Raw genomic sequence first — 18,433 nt, forward strand, 5'->3', positions numbered from 1 at the left:
CCTTTTCGCGCGCCCGCGCGGCCCCACCCGCCCCTCACCCCTCCCCGAACGCCTGCAGCCGCAGCTGCGCCGCCCAGGCGTCGAGGTTCGCCAGCGTGCTCTGCAGCAGGCTCGGCGAGGCCGCGAGCTCGGCGAGCCGCGCCTCGAGCAGCTCCCGGCCGCGACGCAGCCGCGTCTTCGCCGTCCCCAGCGGCAGCGCCAGCACCTCCGCGAGCTCGGCCGCCGACATCCCCTCCCAGTAGTGCAGCTCGAGCACGACCTGGTAATCGACCGCCAGCCGGCGCAGCCCCTCGAGCAGCAGCCGCTGCTCCTGCCGCGCCGCCACGGCCGACAGCATCGACGACAGCTCGTGCGCCGACGCCTCGGCGAAGTCGACCCCGCCGTCGCGGTCCGCGGCCCGCCGCTGCTCGCGGTAGTGCTTGCACAGCACCTTGTAGGCGATCGAGAACAGGTAGCTGCGAAAGCTCGCGTCGTGGCGGAAGCGCTCGCGGCCCTCGACGCAGGCCAGGAAGGTCCGCTGGATCAGATCGGGCCCCGCCTCGCCCACCTTGTTGCGAAAGAAGCGGGCCACCGCCGCGTAGTGCCGCTCGAACAGGCGCTTGCCCGCCGCCCGGTCACCCGCGCGCCAGGCCTCCACCAGCCCCGCGTCGCTGTCGTCCGCCACGGCCCCGCCATGCTAACAAAGTTGCCCGGCCACGCGGGCGCGCCGACGCCCGCCGCGGGGCCCGGTCCAACTTTCTTCACGGCCCCGAGATCCAAACGACCCCCGGCGGGGACAGCACGATCCGACACGATGGCAGCCCCCCGCGAAGCGATCCACGCCTCGGCCTCGGCCGACCCGACCCTCGTCCACACCCCCGCCGGGGTGACCCCGGACGCGCGCCTGGTCGATCCCAACGCGCCGACCGTGACGCCCGCCGCCGACGCGACGCGCCCCGGCCTCGGCCCCGGCCTCGCCCGCCCGCCGCGCCACGAGGACCCGCCCGCCCCCGCCGCGATCGGCCGCTTCACCGTCCTCCGCGAGCTCGGCCGCGGCGGCACCGGCGTCGTCTATGCCGCCTACGACGAGCAGCTCGACCGCAAGGTCGCCGTCAAGCTGCTCCACTCCGAGACCCGCGAGGACCTCGCCCGCGCCCGCCTCCTGCGCGAGGCCCAGGCCATGGCTCGCCTCGCCCACCCCAACATCGTCGGCGTCCACGAGGTCGGCACCTTCGGCCGCCAGGTCTATGTCGCCATGGAGTTCGTCCACGGCATGACCCTGCACGCCTGGCTCAAGCGCACCCGTCGACCCCTCGGCGAGCGCGTCGCCATGTTCCTGCAGGCCGGCGAGGGCCTCGCCGCCGCCCACGCGGCCGGCCTGGTCCACCGCGACTTCAAGCCCGCCAACGTCATGGTCGGCGACGACGGCCGCGTCCGCGTCCTCGACTTCGGCCTCGCCCGCGCCGAGGCCAGCCCCGGCAGCGCCCCCGGCCTCGGCGACCTCGAGCCCGCCCCCGAGCACAGCTCCGCGGTCGCCAACCTCCGCTCGCTCGACGCCTCGATCACCGTCACCGGCGTGATGCTCGGGACCCCGGCCTACATGGCCCCGGAGCAGTTCCTCGGCGCCCACGTCGACGCCCGCTCCGACCAGTTCGCCTTCTGCGTCGCCCTCTTCGAGGCCACCCACCTGAGCCGCCCCTTCCCCGGCGACACCCTCGCCGAGCTCATGTCCCGCGTCCTCGCCGGCGTCGTCCAGGAGCCCGCCACAGCCAACAACGTCCCGCGCAGCCTCCACGCCCTGCTCCTGCGCGGCCTCCAACGCGACCCCGACAAGCGCTGGCCCGCGATGCGCCCGCTGCTCGACGCCCTCGCCCCGCTGGCCCGCACCCCCGCGCGCCGCAGCTGGCTCGCCACCGCCGCCGCGGGCACCCTCTTCCTCGGCGGCGGCCTCGGCCTGGCCGCCCAGGCCGGCCTCGTCGACGCGGCCTGCAGCGGCGGCGCCGACCGCATCGAGGCCGTATGGCACCCGGCGCTGCAGGAGCGCCTCGCAACCGTCGCCCGCGACTCCGGCCTCCCCGGGGCCGAGGCCGCCTTCCTCCGCGCCCGCGCCGGCTTCGACGCCTACGCCGAGGCCTGGATCCTCGGCCACGCCGACGCCTGCGAGGACTCGGGCCCGCAGCTCGACCTGCGCATGGCCTGCCTCGACGAGCGCCGCGGCGCCTTCGCCACCGCGATCGACATGTTCGCCCGCCTCGACGCCGAGGTCCTCGCCCACAGCGAGCAGCTGGTCGCCGACCTCCCGCGCATCGACGCCTGCGCCGACGACAGCTACCTGCGGGCCAAGGTCCGCCCGCCCGACGACCCCGAGGTCGCCGCCCGCGTCGCCGCCCTGCGCAGCGAGCTCGCCAGCGCCGAGACCCTCGAGCGCGGCGGCAAGTTCGCCGACGCCCTCGCCGCGCTCGCCCCGGCCCAGGCCGCCGCCCCGACCAACTACCCGCCGCTGCGCGCCGAGCTGGCCCTGCGCGAGGGATCGATCCGCGAGAACGAGGGCCGCTACGACGACGCCCGCGACGCGCTCGAGCGGGCCTTCTTCCTCGCCGTCGAGGGCGCCCACCCCGAGGTCGCGATCGACGCCGCCACCCGCCTCGCCTACATCGTCGGCCGCCGCCTTGGCGACCCGGTCGCCGCCGAGGACTGGCTGCGCCACGCCGAGATCTACGCGACCCGCCACGCCGACCCCCTCCGCCACGCCCGCGCCAGCACGATCCGCGGCGCCCTCGCCAACAACGCCCAGGTCATGGGCGCCGACCCCAAGCGGCGCGCCGAGGCCCGCCAGGCCTTCGCCGACGCCCGCCGCCTGTTCGCCGAGGCCCGCGCCGAGGACAGCGTCGACTTCGCCCGCATGCTCCGCTTCCAGGGCGATCAGCTCGCCGCCGCCGACGACCCGACCGCCGCGATCCGCCTCGAGCGCCAGGCCCTCGCGCTCATGCAGCGCCTGCTCGGCGCCCAGCACCCCGACGTCGCCATGGTCCACAACAGCCTCGGCCTCGCGCTCATCAAGGGCAAGCAGCTGGATGAGGCGCTCGCCACCTTCGCGGCCGGCCTCGCCGCGGGCATCGACCTCCCGCAGCAGCGCAATCACATCTACATGACCCTGTGGTTCAACAAGGCCGCCGCCCTGCGCGAGCTCGGGCGCGAGGCCGAGGCCGAGCTCCCGCTGCGCGAGGCGATCGCCGTGCTCGAGCGATCGAGCGAGCGCCTGCTCGTCGAGACCTTCTACCTGAACGTCAGCCTCGCCGACCTGCTCACCAAGCTCGGCCGCAAGCCCGACGCCGAGCTGACCCTGCGCGGCATCCTGGCCCGCGGCGAGCAGCGGTGGGGCGCGCAGGACAGCCTGCTGATGGACGCACTCCTCCCGCTCAGCGAGCTGCGCCGCCTCGCCGGCGATCCCAAGGAGGCCCTCGGCCTCGCCGAGCGGGCCCTCGATCTCTGCCTCCACGCCCGCAGCCCGAGCCACCGCGACTACCAGCACCTCGCCCGCTGGAACGTCGCCCTCGCGCTCGCCGAGCTCGGCCAGGTCCCCGAGGCGCTGGCCCTCGCCGTCGCGGTCCGCGACTTCGCCGTCGCCCGCCACACGAAGTCCGACGCCGCCTGGATCGCCGAGATCGACGCCTTCCGGATCAAGCACCTGTCCGCGCGAGGTGGCCGATGATCACCAGCATCGACCCCGAGGCCCTGCGTCCCCGCGTCGAGGGCGACTTCGCCAACGACCGCGTCAAGCACGACATCATGGCCCGCCTGTTCGGCGACCCGAGCCCGACCGCCCGCATCGGCCGCTTCACCGTCGTCCGCGAGCTCGGCCGCGGCGGCACCGGGGTCGTCCACGCCGCCTACGACGAGCAGCTCGAGCGCAAGGTCGCCGTCAAGCTGCTGCACGCCGACGGCCAGGACCCCGGCGCCCGCGCCCGCCTCCTGCGCGAGGCCCAGGCCATGGCCCGCCTGTCGCACCCGCACATCGTCAGCGTCCACGAGGTCGGCACCCACCACGGCCAGATCTACATCGCCATGGAGTTCGTCCACGGCCTGACCCTCGGGACATGGCTCAAGAAGCAGCCGCGAAGCTGGCGCGAGGTGGTCGAGGTGTTCCGCCAGGCCGGCTCCGGCCTCGCCGCCGCCCACGCGGCCGGCCTGGTCCACCGCGACTTCAAGCCCGCCAACGTCATGGTCGGCGACGACGGCCGCGTCCGCGTCCTCGACTTCGGCCTCGCCCGCGCCGACGCCGACCCCGACCCCACCGACCGGGCGCGCCCCCTCAACAGCTCGCTCACCGACGCCGACCCCGCCCCGCCGACCCACGACCCCACCGACCCGGCACGCCCCCTCGACGCCTCGCTCACCATCACCGGCTCGCTCGTCGGCACCCCCGCCTTCATGGCCCCGGAGCAGTTCCGCGGCGAGCGGGCCGACGCCCGCTCCGACCAGTTCGCCCTGTGCGTCGCCCTCTACGAGGCCCTGTTCGGCGCCCGCCCCTTCGCCGGCGACACCATCGCCGATCTCATGGCCAACGTCCTCGCCGGCGCCGTCCGCGAGCCCGGCAACCTCGCCACGACCGGCGCCGTCAAGCTGCCCCGCGGCCTGCGCCTGGCGCTCCTCCGCGGCCTCGCCCGCCGCCCCGAAGATCGCCACCCGACGATGGACGCCCTGCTCGCCGCGATCGACCGCGCCACCCTGCCGCGCCGCCGCCCCTGGCTCGCCGGCATCGCCCTCACCCTCGGGATCGGCGGCGGCCTCGGCGGCCTGGCCCTTGGCGCAGGTGCTTCGGGACATGTCTGTGAGGACAGCAGCGCCGCCCTGCTCGCCGCCGTGTGGAGCCCCGCCCGCGCCGACGCCATCGCGGCCGCCCTGCGGGCCGTCGATCCGAACGCCGACGACGCCTGGTCCCGCGCCCGCGCCCGCTTCGCCGCCCACGCCGACGCCTGGCAGCGCGAGCAGGTCGCCACCTGCACCGCCGAGCAGCGCCACGAGCAGTCGAGCGCCCTCGCCGGGCTCCGCCGCGCCTGCCTCGCCGACCAGCTCCGGGCCCTCGACACCGCCCTCGCCCTGCTCGAGCGCCCCGGGGCCAGCCTCGCCGCCCGCGCCGCCGACATCGCCGCCGGCCTCGCCGACCCGGGCGAGTGCGGCGACACCCGCGAGCTCCAGCGCCGCGGCCCCGAAGATCCAGCCCGCGCCGCCGAGCTCGCTGAGCTCCGCGCCGAGCTGGCCCGCGCCGACGCCCTCCGCAACGCCGGCCTCCACGCCGAGGCCCTGGCCAACCTCGACGCCCTCGCCGCCCGCCTCGGCCCCGACGCCGGCCCGCTGCGCGCCGCGGAGCAGCGCAGCCGCGGTCGCCTGCTCGCCGCGCTCGGCCGCGACAAGGACGCCCTCGCGTCGCTGCAGACCGCCTACTTCACCAGCCTCGCGGCCGGCGACGACCGCCTCGCCGCCGCCGCCGCGATCGACCTGGTCGAGCTGAGCAGCGAGGGCCTCACCGACCACCTCACCGCCGAGCGCTGGATCCGGCACGCCCGGGCCCTCCTCGCCACCACCGCCAGCCCGACGCTGCAAGCCGAGCTCGCCCGCGCTGAAGGCCAGCTCGCCGGCACGTCCGCGCCCGTGGACGCCGCGTCGCGCCGCTGATACGGTGCCACGATGCTTATTCTTCGCCTCCGATCCTTGCTCCCCGTGATGCTCGTCCTGGCCGCCTGCGGCGACAAGGAGAACAACAGCGCCAGCGCCGGCTCGACCACCGGCGCCACCGACACGGCCGCGAGCACCAGCACGGGCAGCAACGCCGACACCTCGGCGAGCGAGCCGACCACCACCCCGACCCAGGCCACCACCCAGGCCAGCGACAGCGCCACCAGCACCGCGACCACCGGCGTCGCCACCACCGACGCCACCAGCGCGAGCGGCAGCACCGGCGCCGTCGACTGTCAGATCGAGCCGCCGGACCCGGGTCAGTGCAACGGCGGCAAGCCGGCCAGCGCCGCCGCCCCGCGCTTCACCGGCCCGCGCGCCACCGGCGGTCAGCACCCCGGCCCCGGGCCGCTCCTCGACCCCCCCGAGGAGGTGTTCGCCAGCACCAGCGGCGGCTTCATCATGCCGACCGACGTCGGCGACGGCTTCGAGTGCGACATCTTCGGCGACGACTGCGGCCCCGGCGAGAAGTGCAACGCCTGGGCGAACGACGGCGGCGGCAGCTGGAACGCGACCAAGTGCTTCCCCGCGGGCACCGACCCGATCGGCGCCCCCTGCACGGTCGAGGGCAGCGGCGTCAGCGGCATCGACTCCTGCGTCAAGGGTGCCATGTGCTGGGATATCGACACCGACACCGGCATGGGCGTGTGCGTCGAGCAGTGCACCTGCTCGCTCGACAACCCGGTCTGCACCACCCCGAACACCATCTGCACGATCAGCAACAACGGCGTGCTCGTGCTCTGCCTGCCCGTCTGCGACCCCCTCGACCAGGGCGCCTGCGCGGACGGCGACGTGTGCGTCGCCTCCGACAACCTGTTTATCTGCGTCCTCGACGCCTCCGGCGACGTCGGCGGCGTCAACGACCCCTGCGAATACGTCAACGCCTGCGACCCCGGCTTCCTGTGCAGCAACAGCGGCGTCGACTGCGGCGGCTCCGGCTGCTGCACCCCCTACTGCGACCTCGACGCGCCGGTGTGCCCCGGCGGTACGGAGTGCACGCCCTACTACGCCCCCGGCGAGGCCCCCAAGTGCTTCGAGGACATCGGCGTCTGCTTCACGCCCTGATCCCGCGAGCCACAGAAGCGCGGACCGCGAACTGCCACGATTCGCGGCCGCCGACGCGGCGAAAGCCCGGGCCGCGAACTACCACGATTCGCGGCCGCCGACACGGCGAAAGCCCGGGCCGCGAACTGCCACGATTCGCGGCCGCCGACGCGGCGAAAGCCCGGGCCGCGAACTGCCACGATTCGCGGCCGCCGGAATATCTCGACCTCGACGGCCTCAGCCCCGCACAGCTCGCCGCCGCCGCCGCGAGATCATCGCCATCGCCAGCAGCGCGAGCGCGGCCCCCCCGGCCCCGCCGCCGTCGCTCGCACAGCCGGTGCAGCCGCGCTTGACCCCGCCGTCGCCGCCCTCGTCACCCCCGCTCGCCGAGCCCCCGCCGCCACTCGCGGTCCCCGAGGTCGGACCGCCGCTCCCGCCCGTGACCCCGCCGCTCCCGCCGCCCGAGCCGCCGCCCGAGCCGCCCGAGGTCGGATCGACCCCCACGCACTGCATGTTGGCCTGACAGGTCGCCCCGTTGTCGCAGACCCCGCCCTCCTTGCACGGCCCCTCGTGGGTCGCCACCGGGTCGCTGCCGCCGCTCGGGCCGCCGCCGCACTCGATCGAGCCGATGCACACCATCACCGCCTGGCAGGTCCCGCCGTCGCCACACTCCTCGTCGTTGAGGCACGGCACCGGGTAGCAGTACGGCCCCCCGTGGCAGGCGTCGCCGAGGCTGCCGGGCGGGCAGCTGCGCGGTGGCCCCCCGACCGCGTCCGCACGTGCGCCCGTCGCCGGGCCGATCGTCAGCAGGGCCGCGAAGGCCCACCCCATCCTCGAGTGCCCGCCAGTGCGCATGAGATCCTCACCTTCACGGTATCATCCGCCGATCGCCCGCGACAACCCTCCATTCGCCGCGCTCGGACTCGCGGCCGTCCTCGCCTGCACCGCACCCGAGCCGCCCGCGCCCGCGTGCCCGCCGGGCAGCCACCCCGACCCCGACCGCAGCCACGCCCTGCGAACCGCCCTGCGGCGCACCGCCGCGGGCGAGGCCCTCGTCGCCGTCGCCGACGATCCGCCGATCTGCTTCGGCGGCGCCAGCCGGGGCAGCCTCCGCCCCGAAGGCGTCATCGTGCTCGCCGACTCGCTGGCCCCCGGCCCCGCCGCGGCCCGCCTCGCGCACATGCTCCTGCACCTCGCCGACGATCTCCACCACTTCCCGATCGCGGGTGCCCCCTGCGCCCCGCAGATCGCGTCGGCGCTCGCCGCCGAAGCGCGGGCGATCGTCGCCGAGATCGAGGTCTGGCACGCGCTCGCGGACGCCGACGATCCACCCTATCCCTTCACACGCGATATCCTCGACGCCGCCCCCGCGACCCGCCGCGACCTCGTCCTCACCCGCCTGCACGCCGCCGACCCCGGCGACGAGCTCGCCCCGCTGGTCCGCGACTATCGCGATCGCTGCCCCGGCGAATGACCCTGGGAGATTCATGGCGATCACCATGCCAGCTCCACCGCGCCGCGACAACCCGCTGCCCAGGCGAATGACCACACTTCAGGGCCCCGCGAGCGGGTGCTCGGCGAGCCAGCGATCGAGCTCCGCGCGGGCCTTGGGATCGTCAGCGACGAGGCCGCGAGCCTGCTCCACCAGCGCCCGGGCCCGCGGGCGCTGCTCCGGGCGGACCGCCCACAGCGCGCGAGCGAGGGTGTGCAGCGCCTCGACCCGGTACGACGAGTCGACCTCCGCGGCGCTGCGCAGCGCGAGCGCCCGCTCGAGCGGCTCGAGCGCCGCCGCCGCGTCCCCCTCCTCGAGGTAGCTCTTGCCGATCCCCAGCAGCGCGAAGGCCAGCGCCGGGTGGTTCGGTCCGAGCGAGCGCTCCCACCGGCGCAGCGCCTGTTGATAGTGCGTACGCGCCTCCGCGTGGCGCCCCAGGCCGGCGTAGATACTGCCGAGGTTGCTCCACGACGCCGCGATGTCCGGGTGCTCCGGCGCCAGGGTGCGCTCGCAGATCGCCAGGGCCCGGCGCTGCAGCGCGAGCGCTGCCTCATGATCGCCCTCGTTGCTGAGGCAACCGCCGAGGTTGTTCAGCGAGCTGGCGATGTCCGGGTGGTCGGGCGGCAGCGTCTTCTCGCGGATCGCCAGCGCCGCGCGGTGCAGGGCGATCGCCTGGTCGTTCTGGCCGCGCGCCGTGCTCGTGTTGCCGAGCCAGTTGTAGGACGCGGCCACCTCCGGGTGCTCCGCGCCGAGCACCGCCCGGCGGATCGTCAGGGCGCGCTCGAGGTAGTCCGCGGCCTCGTCGCGCGCCCCGCGGTGCAGCGACGCGACCCCGAGGTTGTGCAGCGAGGTCGCCACGTCCGGGTGCTCCGACCCGAGCCTGGCCTCGCGGATCGCCAGCGCCTCGCGGGCCCGCACGATCGCCTCCGCCGAGTCGCCGCGGGCGTCCAGCACCTGCCCGACCTCGCTGCGCAGGTCGGCCCCCAGAAGCCCCTCCTCCTCCCCCAAGCGCGCGACGATCACCGCCGCGACCCGGCTCCACACCAGCCCCGCCGCGTGCTGGGCCAGGCGCTTGCCCGCGACCCGCGTCAGGGCGATCGTGGCAAGCGCAGCGACCTCGTCGTGACCTGTCCTTGCAGCCAGGTTGTAAGCCGCCTCGAGGCTGGCCGCCGCCGCCGCGTACTCGCCCTGCAGCTCCTGCGCGACGCCGACCTGGACCAGCGCCTCGGCCCGCAGCGGCGCGTAGTCCAAGTCCTCGGCGACCGCCAGCGCCGCGCTCGCCAGCGCCTGTCCGGCGTCGTAGTGACCGCCCCGCAGCTGCGCCGCCGCCTGTGACAGGTGCTCGCGCTCCGCTTCGACGCGGGCCCGCACCGCCGCGTCCTCGGGCGGCTTGATCGTCGCGGCCAGCCAGATCGGGTCGTCGCACACCGCGATCGACGGCAGGCTCGCCGCCGCCTGCACCGCCCGCGCCGCGACCTCGCTGTCCGCCGCCGAGAGCAGCCCGACCAGGCTGCGAAGCTCGCGGAGGCGATCGCCGAGGCACACCAGACGCGGCCCGGACAGCTCGTCGCGGACCTCGCAGGCCCGCAGCTGGGCCCGCCGCCACGCCTCGCTCCACGCGTCGACGCGCCCCTCCACACGGGCCCACGCGTCGGCCGCATACGGCTCGCCCGTGGCCAGCAGCGCCGCGCGCACGGCCTCGCGAGCCGCCGGGTTCCACACCGTCGCCACCGCCGCCCCGCTCTCGACGCAGACCGCCGCCTGCCGGGCCTGCACCCGCCACGCCGCGAGCCCGAGCCCGAGCGCCAGTCCGGCCCCCGCGAGCCACCCGAGCCGCCGCCGCCGCGCCCGCGACGGGTCGTCGGCCAGCGCGGCCAGCAGCGCCTCGATCGTCGGCCAGCGCGTCGCCGGGTCGACCGATAACCCGCGGACCAGCACCCGCTGCAGCCACGTCGGCACCTCGCCGCGCGGCGCCGTCGCGAGCTGCCCGCTCGTGACCGCCAGCGCCAGCTCGTGCAGCGTCTCGCCCGCGAATGGCAGCTGCCCATAGAGCCCCTGCCACAGCGCGACGCAGAACGCGAACTGGTCCGAGCGCGCGTCGGCCACGAGCCCCAGGTGCTGCTCCGGCGCCATGTAGGCCGGCGTGCCCATCACCGCCCCGGCCTGCGTCAGCCCGATCGCCGCGCTGCTGAGCGGGTCGAAGGGCCCGGGCTGCGCCAGCTCGGGCGCCGCCACCACGCGCGCGAGCCCGAAGTCCGTGACCTGCGGCCGTCCGTCGCCGATCAGCACATTGTCGGGCTTGAAGTCGCGGTGCACCACACCGGCCGCGTGCGCGGCCGCCAGCCCGCGACCTGTCTCGAGGAACATGCCCAGGACCTCACGCCAGCCGCGCTTCGTCCCCTCGAGCCAGCCCGCGAGCGTGCCCCCCGCGACGAACGCCATCGCCACGAACACCTGCTCGCCGAAGGTGCGGACCTCGTGCACCGCGACCACGTTGGGGTGCGACAGCTTGGCCATCGCCTGCGCCTCGCGGACCAGCCGCGCCCGCGCCAGCTCCGGGTCCCCCGCGACCTCCGATCGCAGCAGCTTGATCGCCACCTTGCGATCGAGCTCCGGGTCGTACGCCGCATACACGACCCCCATCCCGCCCGCACCGAGCCGCTCGATCACGAGATAACGCCCGAGCGTCGCCCCGCGCTCGAGCTCCGGCGCGCCCACCTGCGGCCCGCCGATCGGACCCGCCATGGTCCGGGCCTCCGCCCCCACATCGAGCCGCGTCGGCCCGCTCGCGTCGATCCCCGCCTCGCCCACCGCCGGGGATGGTAACAGGCCCGCAGGTGATACGTATCCGGGAATGCCGCGCGCCGTCTAGACCAGCGCCCGCGCCACGATCTCCTGGGTCGAGCGCGACAGCCCGGGCAGCCCCGCGATGCGCTGCAGCTGCGCATGCATGGCCGCTTGCCGCCCTGAATCGAAGCGCCGCCAATTATTAAATGCGCTGACCAGGCGCGCCGCCACGTGTGGGTTGTGCGGGTCGAGCTCGCAGACCTTGTCGGCCAGCAATTGGTAGCCGCGCCCGCTCGCGTCGTGGAAGTGGAACTGGTTGCGCAGGCCGAAGCTCGCCAGCAGCGCTCGCGTTCGATTGGGGTTGGCCAGGGTGAAGTCCGGGTGGTGGGCCAGCGCCAGCACTCGCTCGAGCGTGTCGGGGTGGCCTGACACGGCCTGGAGCGTGAACCACTTGTCGAGCACCAGCGCGTCGCCGCGCCAGCGCGCGTGGAACTCCGCCAGCCCCGCCTCGCGGACCGGGCCGCCGACCTCGATGAGGCAGGCCAGCGCCTCCTGGCTGTCGCTCATGTTGTCCGCGTCCTTGAATTGCGCGACCGCCAGCGCCACCGACGCATCGTCACCGAGCGCCGCGAGGTAGCCGAGCGCCAGGTTGTGCAGGCGCCTGCGGTCGATCTCCGCCTGCGTGATCGCGTATGGCCCGCGCGGCGCGGTCTCGCTGTAGATCGCCCGCAGCGGCCCCTGCAGCGCCTCGGCCAGCGCGCGCACGACGAACTGCCGGGCCCGGTGCAGCCCCTCGACCGCCACGATCGTCTGGTGCTGCCCGAGGATGCGCTCGTTCGGCAGCGTCAGCGCCAGCGCCTTGAGCGACCCGTCCAGGCGCGGGTCGGCCAGCACGCGCCCGCAAGCCGTCACCAGGCGCTCGTCGATCACCAGCTCGCGGCCCGCGACCGCGTCGTCGCACAGCCGCAGCAGCACCCGCCGCGCCAGCTCCTGGCCCGCGTCCCAGCGGGCGAACGCGTCCGGGTCGGCGCCCATCAGGCGCGCCAGCTCGTCGTCGCTGCGCGGGTAGTCGAGCTCCACTGGCGCCGAGAAGCCGCGCAGCAGCGACACCGCTGGCGCCTCCTGGACCCCGACGAACTCGAAGCTCTGGGCCTGCTCGCGCAGCTCCAGCACCCGCGTCTCGCCCGGGCTCGCCGCCGCCTCGCCGACCAGCTGCAGCGGCAGCGACGACCCGTCCGGCGCCAGCAGCCCCATCGCCACCGGGATGTGCAGCAGCGGCGCCGCCTCGCGCCCTGCTCCGGCCGCGAGCGGCGGCGCCTGCTCGAGGCGCAGCGTGAAGCGCCCCGTCGCCGGGTCGTGCGTCGTGCGGGCGCGCAGCACCGGCGTGCCGACCTGGCTGTACCAGCGGCCGAACTGCTCGAGGTCGCGGCCGTTGGCGTCGGCCAGCGCCGCCCGAAAGTCGTCGCAGGTCACCGCCTGCCCGTCGTGGCGCTCGAAGTACAGGTCCATCCCGCGGCGGAAGCCCGCGTCGCCGAGCAGCGTGCGCAGCATGCCGATGACCTCCGAGCCCTTCTCGTACACCGTCGCCGTATAAAAATTGTTCATCTCGACGTACGACTCGGGCCGGATCGGGTGCGCCATCGGTCCGCTGTCCTCGGCGAACTGCGCTGTCCGCAGCGCCAGCACCTCGGCGATGCGCGTCACCGCCGGCGAGCCCATGTCGGCCGAGAACCAGTGGTCGCGAAACACCGTCAGCCCCTCCTTGAGCGTCAGCTGGAACCAGTCGCGGCAGGTCACCCGGTTGCCGGTCCAGTTGTGAAAGTACTCGTGGGCGATGACCTTCTCGATCGCCTCGTAGTCGTCGTCGGTCGCGGTGTCCGGGCGGGCCAGCACATACTTCGCGTTGAAGATGTTGAGCCCCTTGTTCTCCATCGCCCCCATGTTGAAGTCGCTGACCGCGACGATCATGTAGATATCGAGGTCGTACTCGCGACCGAAGCGCTGCTCGTCCCACAGCATCGCCCGCTGCAGCGATCGCAGCGCGTGCTCGCAGCGGTCGATGTTCTCCGGCTCGACCCAGATCTCCAGCCGCACCCTGCGACCCGAGGCCGTCGTGAACTCACCGGCGTGGCAGCGCAGGTCCCCGGCCACCAGCGCGAACAGGTAGCTCGGCTTGGGGAAGGGATCGTCCCAGGTCGCGAAGTGGCGCCCGCCGGGCAACTCGCCCGCCGCGACGCGATTGCCGTTGGCCAGCAGCACCGGGTAGCGCGTCCGGTCCGCCGCGAGGGTCACGCGGTAGCGGGCCATCACGTCCGGGCGGTCGAGGAAGAAGGTGATCCGGCGGAAGCCCTCGGCCTCGCACTGCGTGCAGTAGTTGCCGCTCGAGCGATAGAGCCCCGTCAGCTCGGTGTTGTCCTGCGGCCGGATCTCCACCACCGTGCGCAGCTCGAACACGTCCGGCACCGCCGCGATCGTCAGCGTCGCCGCGTCCTGCGCGTAGGCCTCCGGCCCCAGCGTGCGCCCGTCGATCGCCACCGATCGCAGCACCAGCCCCTCGCCGTCGAGCACCAGCGCCGCATCGGCGGCCGCCCCCGGCGCCCGTCGCAGCGCCAGCGTCGCGTGCACCGTGCTCACGTCCTCGTCGAGCTCGAAGCGCAGCTCCACCCGATCGATCCCGAAGGCCGGCGGACAGTAGTCCTCGCGCCGGATCACCTGCGGCGGGGCGGGCCGCTGGGGCGCCGAAGCTGGTGTCGATGGGGACGCTGCTGCCTGACCTGGGGCCTCGCTCATGCCGCGGTGATAGGCTCCAGGTCGCAAAAACACAAGCACCACCACGCTGGTATTCCGGACAACGCGGGCGCCAGTCGCCCGGACTGTCACAATGGGACACTCGCATCGCCGTGAGCGCCGGGCGATAGCGGGCCACAGGTGCCGCCACCGCGCGCCATCGCCCGAGAAATGCAGGAGTTTCCCCTTGCTCCGCGCCTGCAGGGGCAGGTACATTGCCCAACATGACAGGCGCCGGCCCGCGATGGGGCGGCCGAATCTCTTGGGTATGGAGGAGTGGCAATGCGCAGCATGAATTTGGGTGGTTGGTTGGTCGTGGGCGCCGTATCGCTGTCGGGCGCCTGCGGAGATTCCACGAACACAACAGTCGGTGAATCCCAGACCGGGTCGAGCACCGGCGGCGACACCAACACACCGACGGGCAGCGGCGCCGATACAACATCGGGCAGCAACTCGGCCACCGAGACCGGCGGCTCCAATTCAGCGACCGACTCGGCGACCACGAGCCCGACCAGCGGGAGCCCGACCAGCAGCCCGACCAGCGACCCGACCGGCGACCCGACTGGCAACACCACTGGCGACCCGACTGGCAACACCACCAGCACCAGCGGCGACAGCACCGGCCCCGTCTCCGCCTCGGACACCACCACCGGCGACACCACCAGCGGCAGCACCACCAACGACACCGGCGTCCCGCTCGGGCCCTGCGACAAGGGCAACAAGTGGACCGTCGACGCCGAGTTCGACCAGGGCATCTTCAACAACATCAACCACGACGCCCCCAACAACGATCAGCTGCAGATCACGATCGACGGCTTCTCGGCCCCCAAGCCCTACATGTTCGCCGCCCAGACCAGCGACGGCTGGCTGCTCAAGCTCGACACCGTCACCGGCAAGCAGCTCGCCCGCTACGAGACCGTGCGCAAGGTCGACTGCCCCAGCTGTGACGCCAACCGCAACACCTGGTACCCGTCGCGCGTCGTCGTCGACCTCGAGGGCGACGTGTACGTGGCCAACCGCGCCTTCGGCTACCAGGGCTCGGTCACCAAGATCGCCGGCGGTGACAGCGGCTGTAACGACCGCAACAAGAACGGCAGCATCGAGACCTCGAACGACGCCAACAACGACGGCATCATCGACGTCAACAGCCCCGCCGAGTTCTTCGGCCAGAACGACGAGTGCGTGCTCTACACGATCCCCGTCGGCGTCAGCGACACCTACCCGCGCGCCCTCACCATCGACGGCAAGGGCAACGCCTACGTCGGCACCTACCAGGACATGAAGGCCTACAAGCTCGACGTGACCCAGACCCCGCCGAAGGTCACCAAGACCATCAGCCTCCCGAGCACGCCCTACGGCTTCAACGTCCGCGGCGACTACCTCTACGCCTCGGCCCTCGGCCAGCCGGTCATGCGCGTCGACCTGCTCACCGACACGGTCAAGACGATGAACGCCCCCGGCAACTACGGCATCGCCGTCGACCAGAACGGCATCGCCTGGTTCGGCGGCTCGGGCCTGCAGCGCTGCGACTTCGAGATCGGCGGCAACTGCGAGAACAAGGGCGGCGGCGGCATGAACGGCGTCTCCGTCGACGCCGACGGCCAGCTCTGGGGCGCCAGCGGCGGCACCCTCTACAAGTTCAGCAACGCCGGCACGCAGCTCGGCACCCTCAACATCCCCAACACCTATGGCGTCGCCATCGGCCACGACGGCAAGCCCCGCGTGCTCTCGGCCTACGCCGCCCACGAGATCGATCCGGGCCCGGTCGGCGGGGCGCCGGTCGGCTACAAGACCTACAACACCGGCATCATCGGCAACCCCAACATCTACAATTACACCTACACCGACTTCACCGGCTTCGGCGCCCTCAATGTCACGATCAAGAAGGGCGAGTGGACCGTCATCCACGACAGCAAGGATGACAACGCCCAGTGGGTCGAGATCGTCTACAACACCGAGAAGGAGGCCAAGATCCCGGTCGGCACGACCATCAGCTTCCAGATGCGCGCCGCGGTGCTCAAGGCCGATCTGGCCGCGACCCCGTGGACCGACGTGACCGACGGCGTGCCCGAGAAGTTCCAGACCGGCCGCTTCGTCGAGATCCGCGCCCGCCTGCTCATCCTGCAGGACGACCTCGAGGAGTCGCCGGTGCTGAGCGACGTGTGCGTCGTGAAGGAAGGCGACTAGTCGCTATCCAGGGCGACCTCCGCCCGCGGCGGCGATCGTCGCCGTGCCACATATGTCAGTAGACGGGCCCGCCCGTCGCCGGGTTCCGCCCGGCGACGGCGCGGGCCTATTCGCGTGCTACGAGCCTGCCAGGCCCGCAAAAACCGATAATTGCTCTTGACCGCCGCGGCCCCCCGGCGAGACACTCCCACGATGATTCGACACTACGTGGGTATGGGAATGGTCGCCGGTATCGGCCTCCTCGCGCTGCCAGGTTGCACAAGTCATTGCGGTGACGACGGCCTGGTCTGGCAGCAGGCGGATCAACCCGCGTGCCTGCAGAGCACCGAGACGGAGACCGCCACCACCGCGGACGACAGCACCGGCCAGCCGACCACCGACACGCCGACCACCGACACACCGGGCGGCAAGTATTGCAAGGACGCCGACGGCGACGGCTTCGGCGACCCCACGATGTGCTCCGACGAGATGACCCCCGGCTCGGTCGCCAACGACGACGACTGCGCCGACGACAACCCCAACGCCTACCCCGGCGCCGCCGAGAAGGAGTCCGACACCGCCTGCATGGAGGACGCCGACGAGGACGGCTACGGCGACGACATGCCGCCCCCCGGCGTCGAGCCCGGCACCGACTGCAACGACGACGAGAGCTCGATCTTCCCCGACGCCGCCATCGACCTGCCCGGCGTCTGCGCCCAGGACTCCGACGGCGACGGCCACGGCGACGGCAGCCCCACCGACCCCGACGTCCCGCCCGGTGACGACTGCGCCGACGAGGACCCCAACACCTTCCCCGGCGCCGCACCCAACGACAGCCCCGACGCCTGCATGACCGACGTCGACGACGACGACTGGGGCGACGAGAGCCCCGCCCCCGGCGTCATGCCCGGCACGGACTGCGCCGACGACAACGCCAACGCCTTCCCCGGCGCCGCCGAGAAGGAGGACATGCAGTGCAAGGAGGACGAGGACATGGACGGCTACGGCGACGACATGCCGCCCCCCGGCGTCGTCCCCGGCGGGGACTGCGACGACCTCGACATCAACACCGGCCCTGGCTTCGCCGAGAACGAGGTCGACCCGACCCTGTGCCGCAGCGACGTCGACATGGACGGCTACGGCGACGACACCCCCTCCGACCCCGACGCCGTCCCCGGCACCGACTGCAACGACGACAGCCCCTTCACCTTCCCCGGCTCATCCCCCAACGACAGCCCCGAGGCCTGCATGGCCGACGAGGACGACGACGACTGGGGCGACGCCAACCCCGAGCCGAACGTCGTGCCCGGCACCGACTGCGACGACACCAACGCCGGCATCCACATCAACTGCGTCATGTGCACGCCCGGCGCGGCGACCTGCATGGGCGACGAGCTCCACATCTGCAACGACGACGGCAACTCCGAGGAGGTCACCGACTGCGAGTTCGGCTGCGACGACGTCGACGGCAAGTGCTGGGACCCCCTCGAGGTCGAGGCCGGCGACAGCATCTGCGTCGACATCGGCATGCCCGCCCAGCTGAACGCCGTCGCCATGGGCGGCGACGGCATGTACAACTACAGCTGGACCCCGATCGAGACCCTCGACGACGCCGCCAAGCCCGACCCGCTGGCGATGCCGCTCGGCCCCACCACCTACACCATCGACGTCAGCGACGGCAGCGGCAACATGGCCTCCGACAAGGTCTCGGTCTACCTCAAGGGCCAGGCCCTGAACCTCGACCCCAACATCTGCACCACCTACGACTTCCCCTACGAGGCCGACCTCGCGACCAAGTGGGTGTGGAATGACAACAGCAAGGAGCTGTGCCAGACCGTCAACGGCAAGGGCTCGGCGCTGTTCTGCGGCTGGGACCTCGACAACGCCACCATCTCCGGCACCTTCGCGGTCAAGACCACCGACGACGACGACTTCACCGGCTTCATGTGGGGCCTCCAGGACACCTCGCACTTCTACATCTTCACCTGGAAGCAGCTCGGCCAGAACTTCAACGCCTGCGGCGGCGCGCTCCCGGGCGGCATGCAGGTCAAGGTCGTCGACGTCGCCGACGACAAGAAGGACCCGCTCGCCTGCGCCGACCTCCACGTCCCCGCCGACACCGCCAACTCCAAGCTGCTCGTCAGCGTCGACGACTTCACCACCGCCGGCTGGAAGGACAACACCGAGTACCTGTTCGAGCTGACCCACAAGGCCGGCGGCGAGATGACGATCGTCGTCAAGGAGAAGGCCAACATGGCCCTCGTCGCCGAGAAGACCTTCATGGACACCACCTACCCGAGCGGCAAATTCGGCATGTACACCAAGTCGCAGATCAGCGCCTGCTTCTCCAACTTCACCGCCAGCTGCATCTGAGAGCGATCCCTCGCCCACCCGCGCGTGCGACCCGGCCACGGCCTCGTCGCACGCCGGAGCAGCGCCCGT

Annotated in this window: 10 protein-coding genes; 6 read left to right on the forward strand and 4 right to left on the reverse strand. The window is 73.1% G+C overall.

Going from position 1 to position 18,433, the window contains the following annotated elements; translation table 11 throughout:
* Positions 1-34: 34 nt before the first annotated feature.
* The gene (locus tag IPJ59_RS31695) at positions 35-664 is read right to left on the reverse strand and encodes an RNA polymerase sigma factor (RefSeq protein WP_293274880.1); all 630 of its coding nucleotides are present in this window, start codon (positions 662-664) and stop codon (positions 35-37) included.
* A gap of 129 nt (positions 665-793) precedes the next feature.
* On the opposite strand from IPJ59_RS31695, the gene IPJ59_RS31700 reads away from it, so the two are divergent.
* The 3 genes from IPJ59_RS31700 to IPJ59_RS31710 are packed head-to-tail and all read left to right on the forward strand — an operon-like array spanning position 794 to position 6,780.
* Positions 794-3,691 carry a serine/threonine-protein kinase gene (locus IPJ59_RS31700; RefSeq protein WP_293274882.1) on the forward strand — a complete coding sequence of 966 codons (2,898 nt, stop codon included), beginning with the start codon at positions 794-796 and terminating at the stop codon, positions 3,689-3,691.
* A complete protein-coding gene (locus IPJ59_RS31705) occupies positions 3,688-5,655 on the forward strand; it encodes a serine/threonine-protein kinase (protein WP_293274883.1) in 1,968 nt (655 codons plus the stop codon). The genes IPJ59_RS31700 and IPJ59_RS31705 overlap by 4 nt, the downstream gene beginning before the upstream one ends.
* Before the next feature lie 45 nt (positions 5,656-5,700).
* Positions 5,701-6,780, forward strand: a complete 1,080-nt coding sequence (locus IPJ59_RS31710) for a hypothetical protein (RefSeq protein WP_293274885.1) — start codon at positions 5,701-5,703, stop codon at positions 6,778-6,780.
* Positions 6,781-6,996: 216 nt separating this feature from the next.
* On the opposite strand, the gene IPJ59_RS31715 is transcribed toward IPJ59_RS31710, so the two are convergent.
* The gene (locus tag IPJ59_RS31715; protein ID WP_293251782.1) at positions 6,997-7,614 is read right to left on the reverse strand and encodes an MYXO-CTERM sorting domain-containing protein; all 618 of its coding nucleotides are present in this window, start codon (positions 7,612-7,614) and stop codon (positions 6,997-6,999) included.
* Here IPJ59_RS31715 and IPJ59_RS31720 point away from each other — a divergent pair.
* On the forward strand, positions 7,607-8,233 hold the full coding sequence (locus IPJ59_RS31720) for a hypothetical protein (RefSeq protein ID WP_293274887.1): 627 nt from the start codon (positions 7,607-7,609) through the stop codon (positions 8,231-8,233). The two genes, IPJ59_RS31715 and IPJ59_RS31720, sit on opposite strands and share 8 nt — an antisense overlap.
* A 78-nt stretch (positions 8,234-8,311) precedes the next feature.
* Here IPJ59_RS31720 and IPJ59_RS31725 read toward each other — a convergent pair whose 3' ends face one another.
* Both IPJ59_RS31725 and pepN read right to left on the reverse strand, forming a co-directional pair.
* Positions 8,312-11,062, reverse strand: a complete 2,751-nt coding sequence (locus tag IPJ59_RS31725) for a serine/threonine-protein kinase (protein WP_293274889.1) — start codon at positions 11,060-11,062, stop codon at positions 8,312-8,314.
* Between the two features lie 57 nt (positions 11,063-11,119).
* Positions 11,120-13,828: an aminopeptidase N gene (gene pepN / locus IPJ59_RS31730; protein ID WP_293274891.1), complete on the reverse strand. Its 2,709-nt coding sequence runs from the start codon at positions 13,826-13,828 to the stop codon at positions 11,120-11,122.
* 279 nt (positions 13,829-14,107) lie between these two features.
* Between pepN and IPJ59_RS31735 the strand changes: the two genes are divergently transcribed.
* Both IPJ59_RS31735 and IPJ59_RS31740 read left to right on the forward strand, forming a co-directional pair.
* Entirely contained in the window at positions 14,108-16,012 is a 1,905-nt protein-coding gene (locus IPJ59_RS31735; RefSeq protein WP_293274892.1) for a hypothetical protein, read from the forward strand.
* A 213-nt stretch (positions 16,013-16,225) separates the two neighbouring features.
* Positions 16,226-18,364 (forward strand): hypothetical protein, encoded by a 2,139-nt coding sequence (locus IPJ59_RS31740; protein WP_293274919.1) that lies wholly within the window; start codon positions 16,226-16,228, stop codon positions 18,362-18,364.
* Positions 18,365-18,433 lie beyond the last annotated feature (69 nt).

Source organism: Nannocystis sp. (assembly GCF_016714285.1).
GTDB lineage: Bacteria > Myxococcota_A > Polyangia > Nannocystales > Nannocystaceae > Nannocystis.

Excerpts from the sequence above, each read along its gene's own strand:
- IPJ59_RS31700 (WP_293274882.1), top strand. The coding sequence starts at position 794 with ATGGCAGCCCCCCGCGAAGCGATCCACGCCTCGGCCTCGGCCGACCCG.
- IPJ59_RS31705 (WP_293274883.1), top strand. The coding sequence starts at position 3,688 with ATGATCACCAGCATCGACCCCGAGGCCCTGCGTCCCCGCGTCGAGGGC.
- IPJ59_RS31715 (WP_293251782.1), bottom strand. The coding sequence starts at position 7,614 with ATGCGCACTGGCGGGCACTCGAGGATGGGGTGGGCCTTCGCGGCCCTG.
- pepN (WP_293274891.1), bottom strand. The coding sequence starts at position 13,828 with ATGAGCGAGGCCCCAGGTCAGGCAGCAGCGTCCCCATCGACACCAGCT.
- IPJ59_RS31735 (WP_293274892.1), top strand. The coding sequence starts at position 14,108 with ATGCGCAGCATGAATTTGGGTGGTTGGTTGGTCGTGGGCGCCGTATCG.
- IPJ59_RS31740 (WP_293274919.1), top strand. The coding sequence starts at position 16,226 with ATGGGAATGGTCGCCGGTATCGGCCTCCTCGCGCTGCCAGGTTGCACA.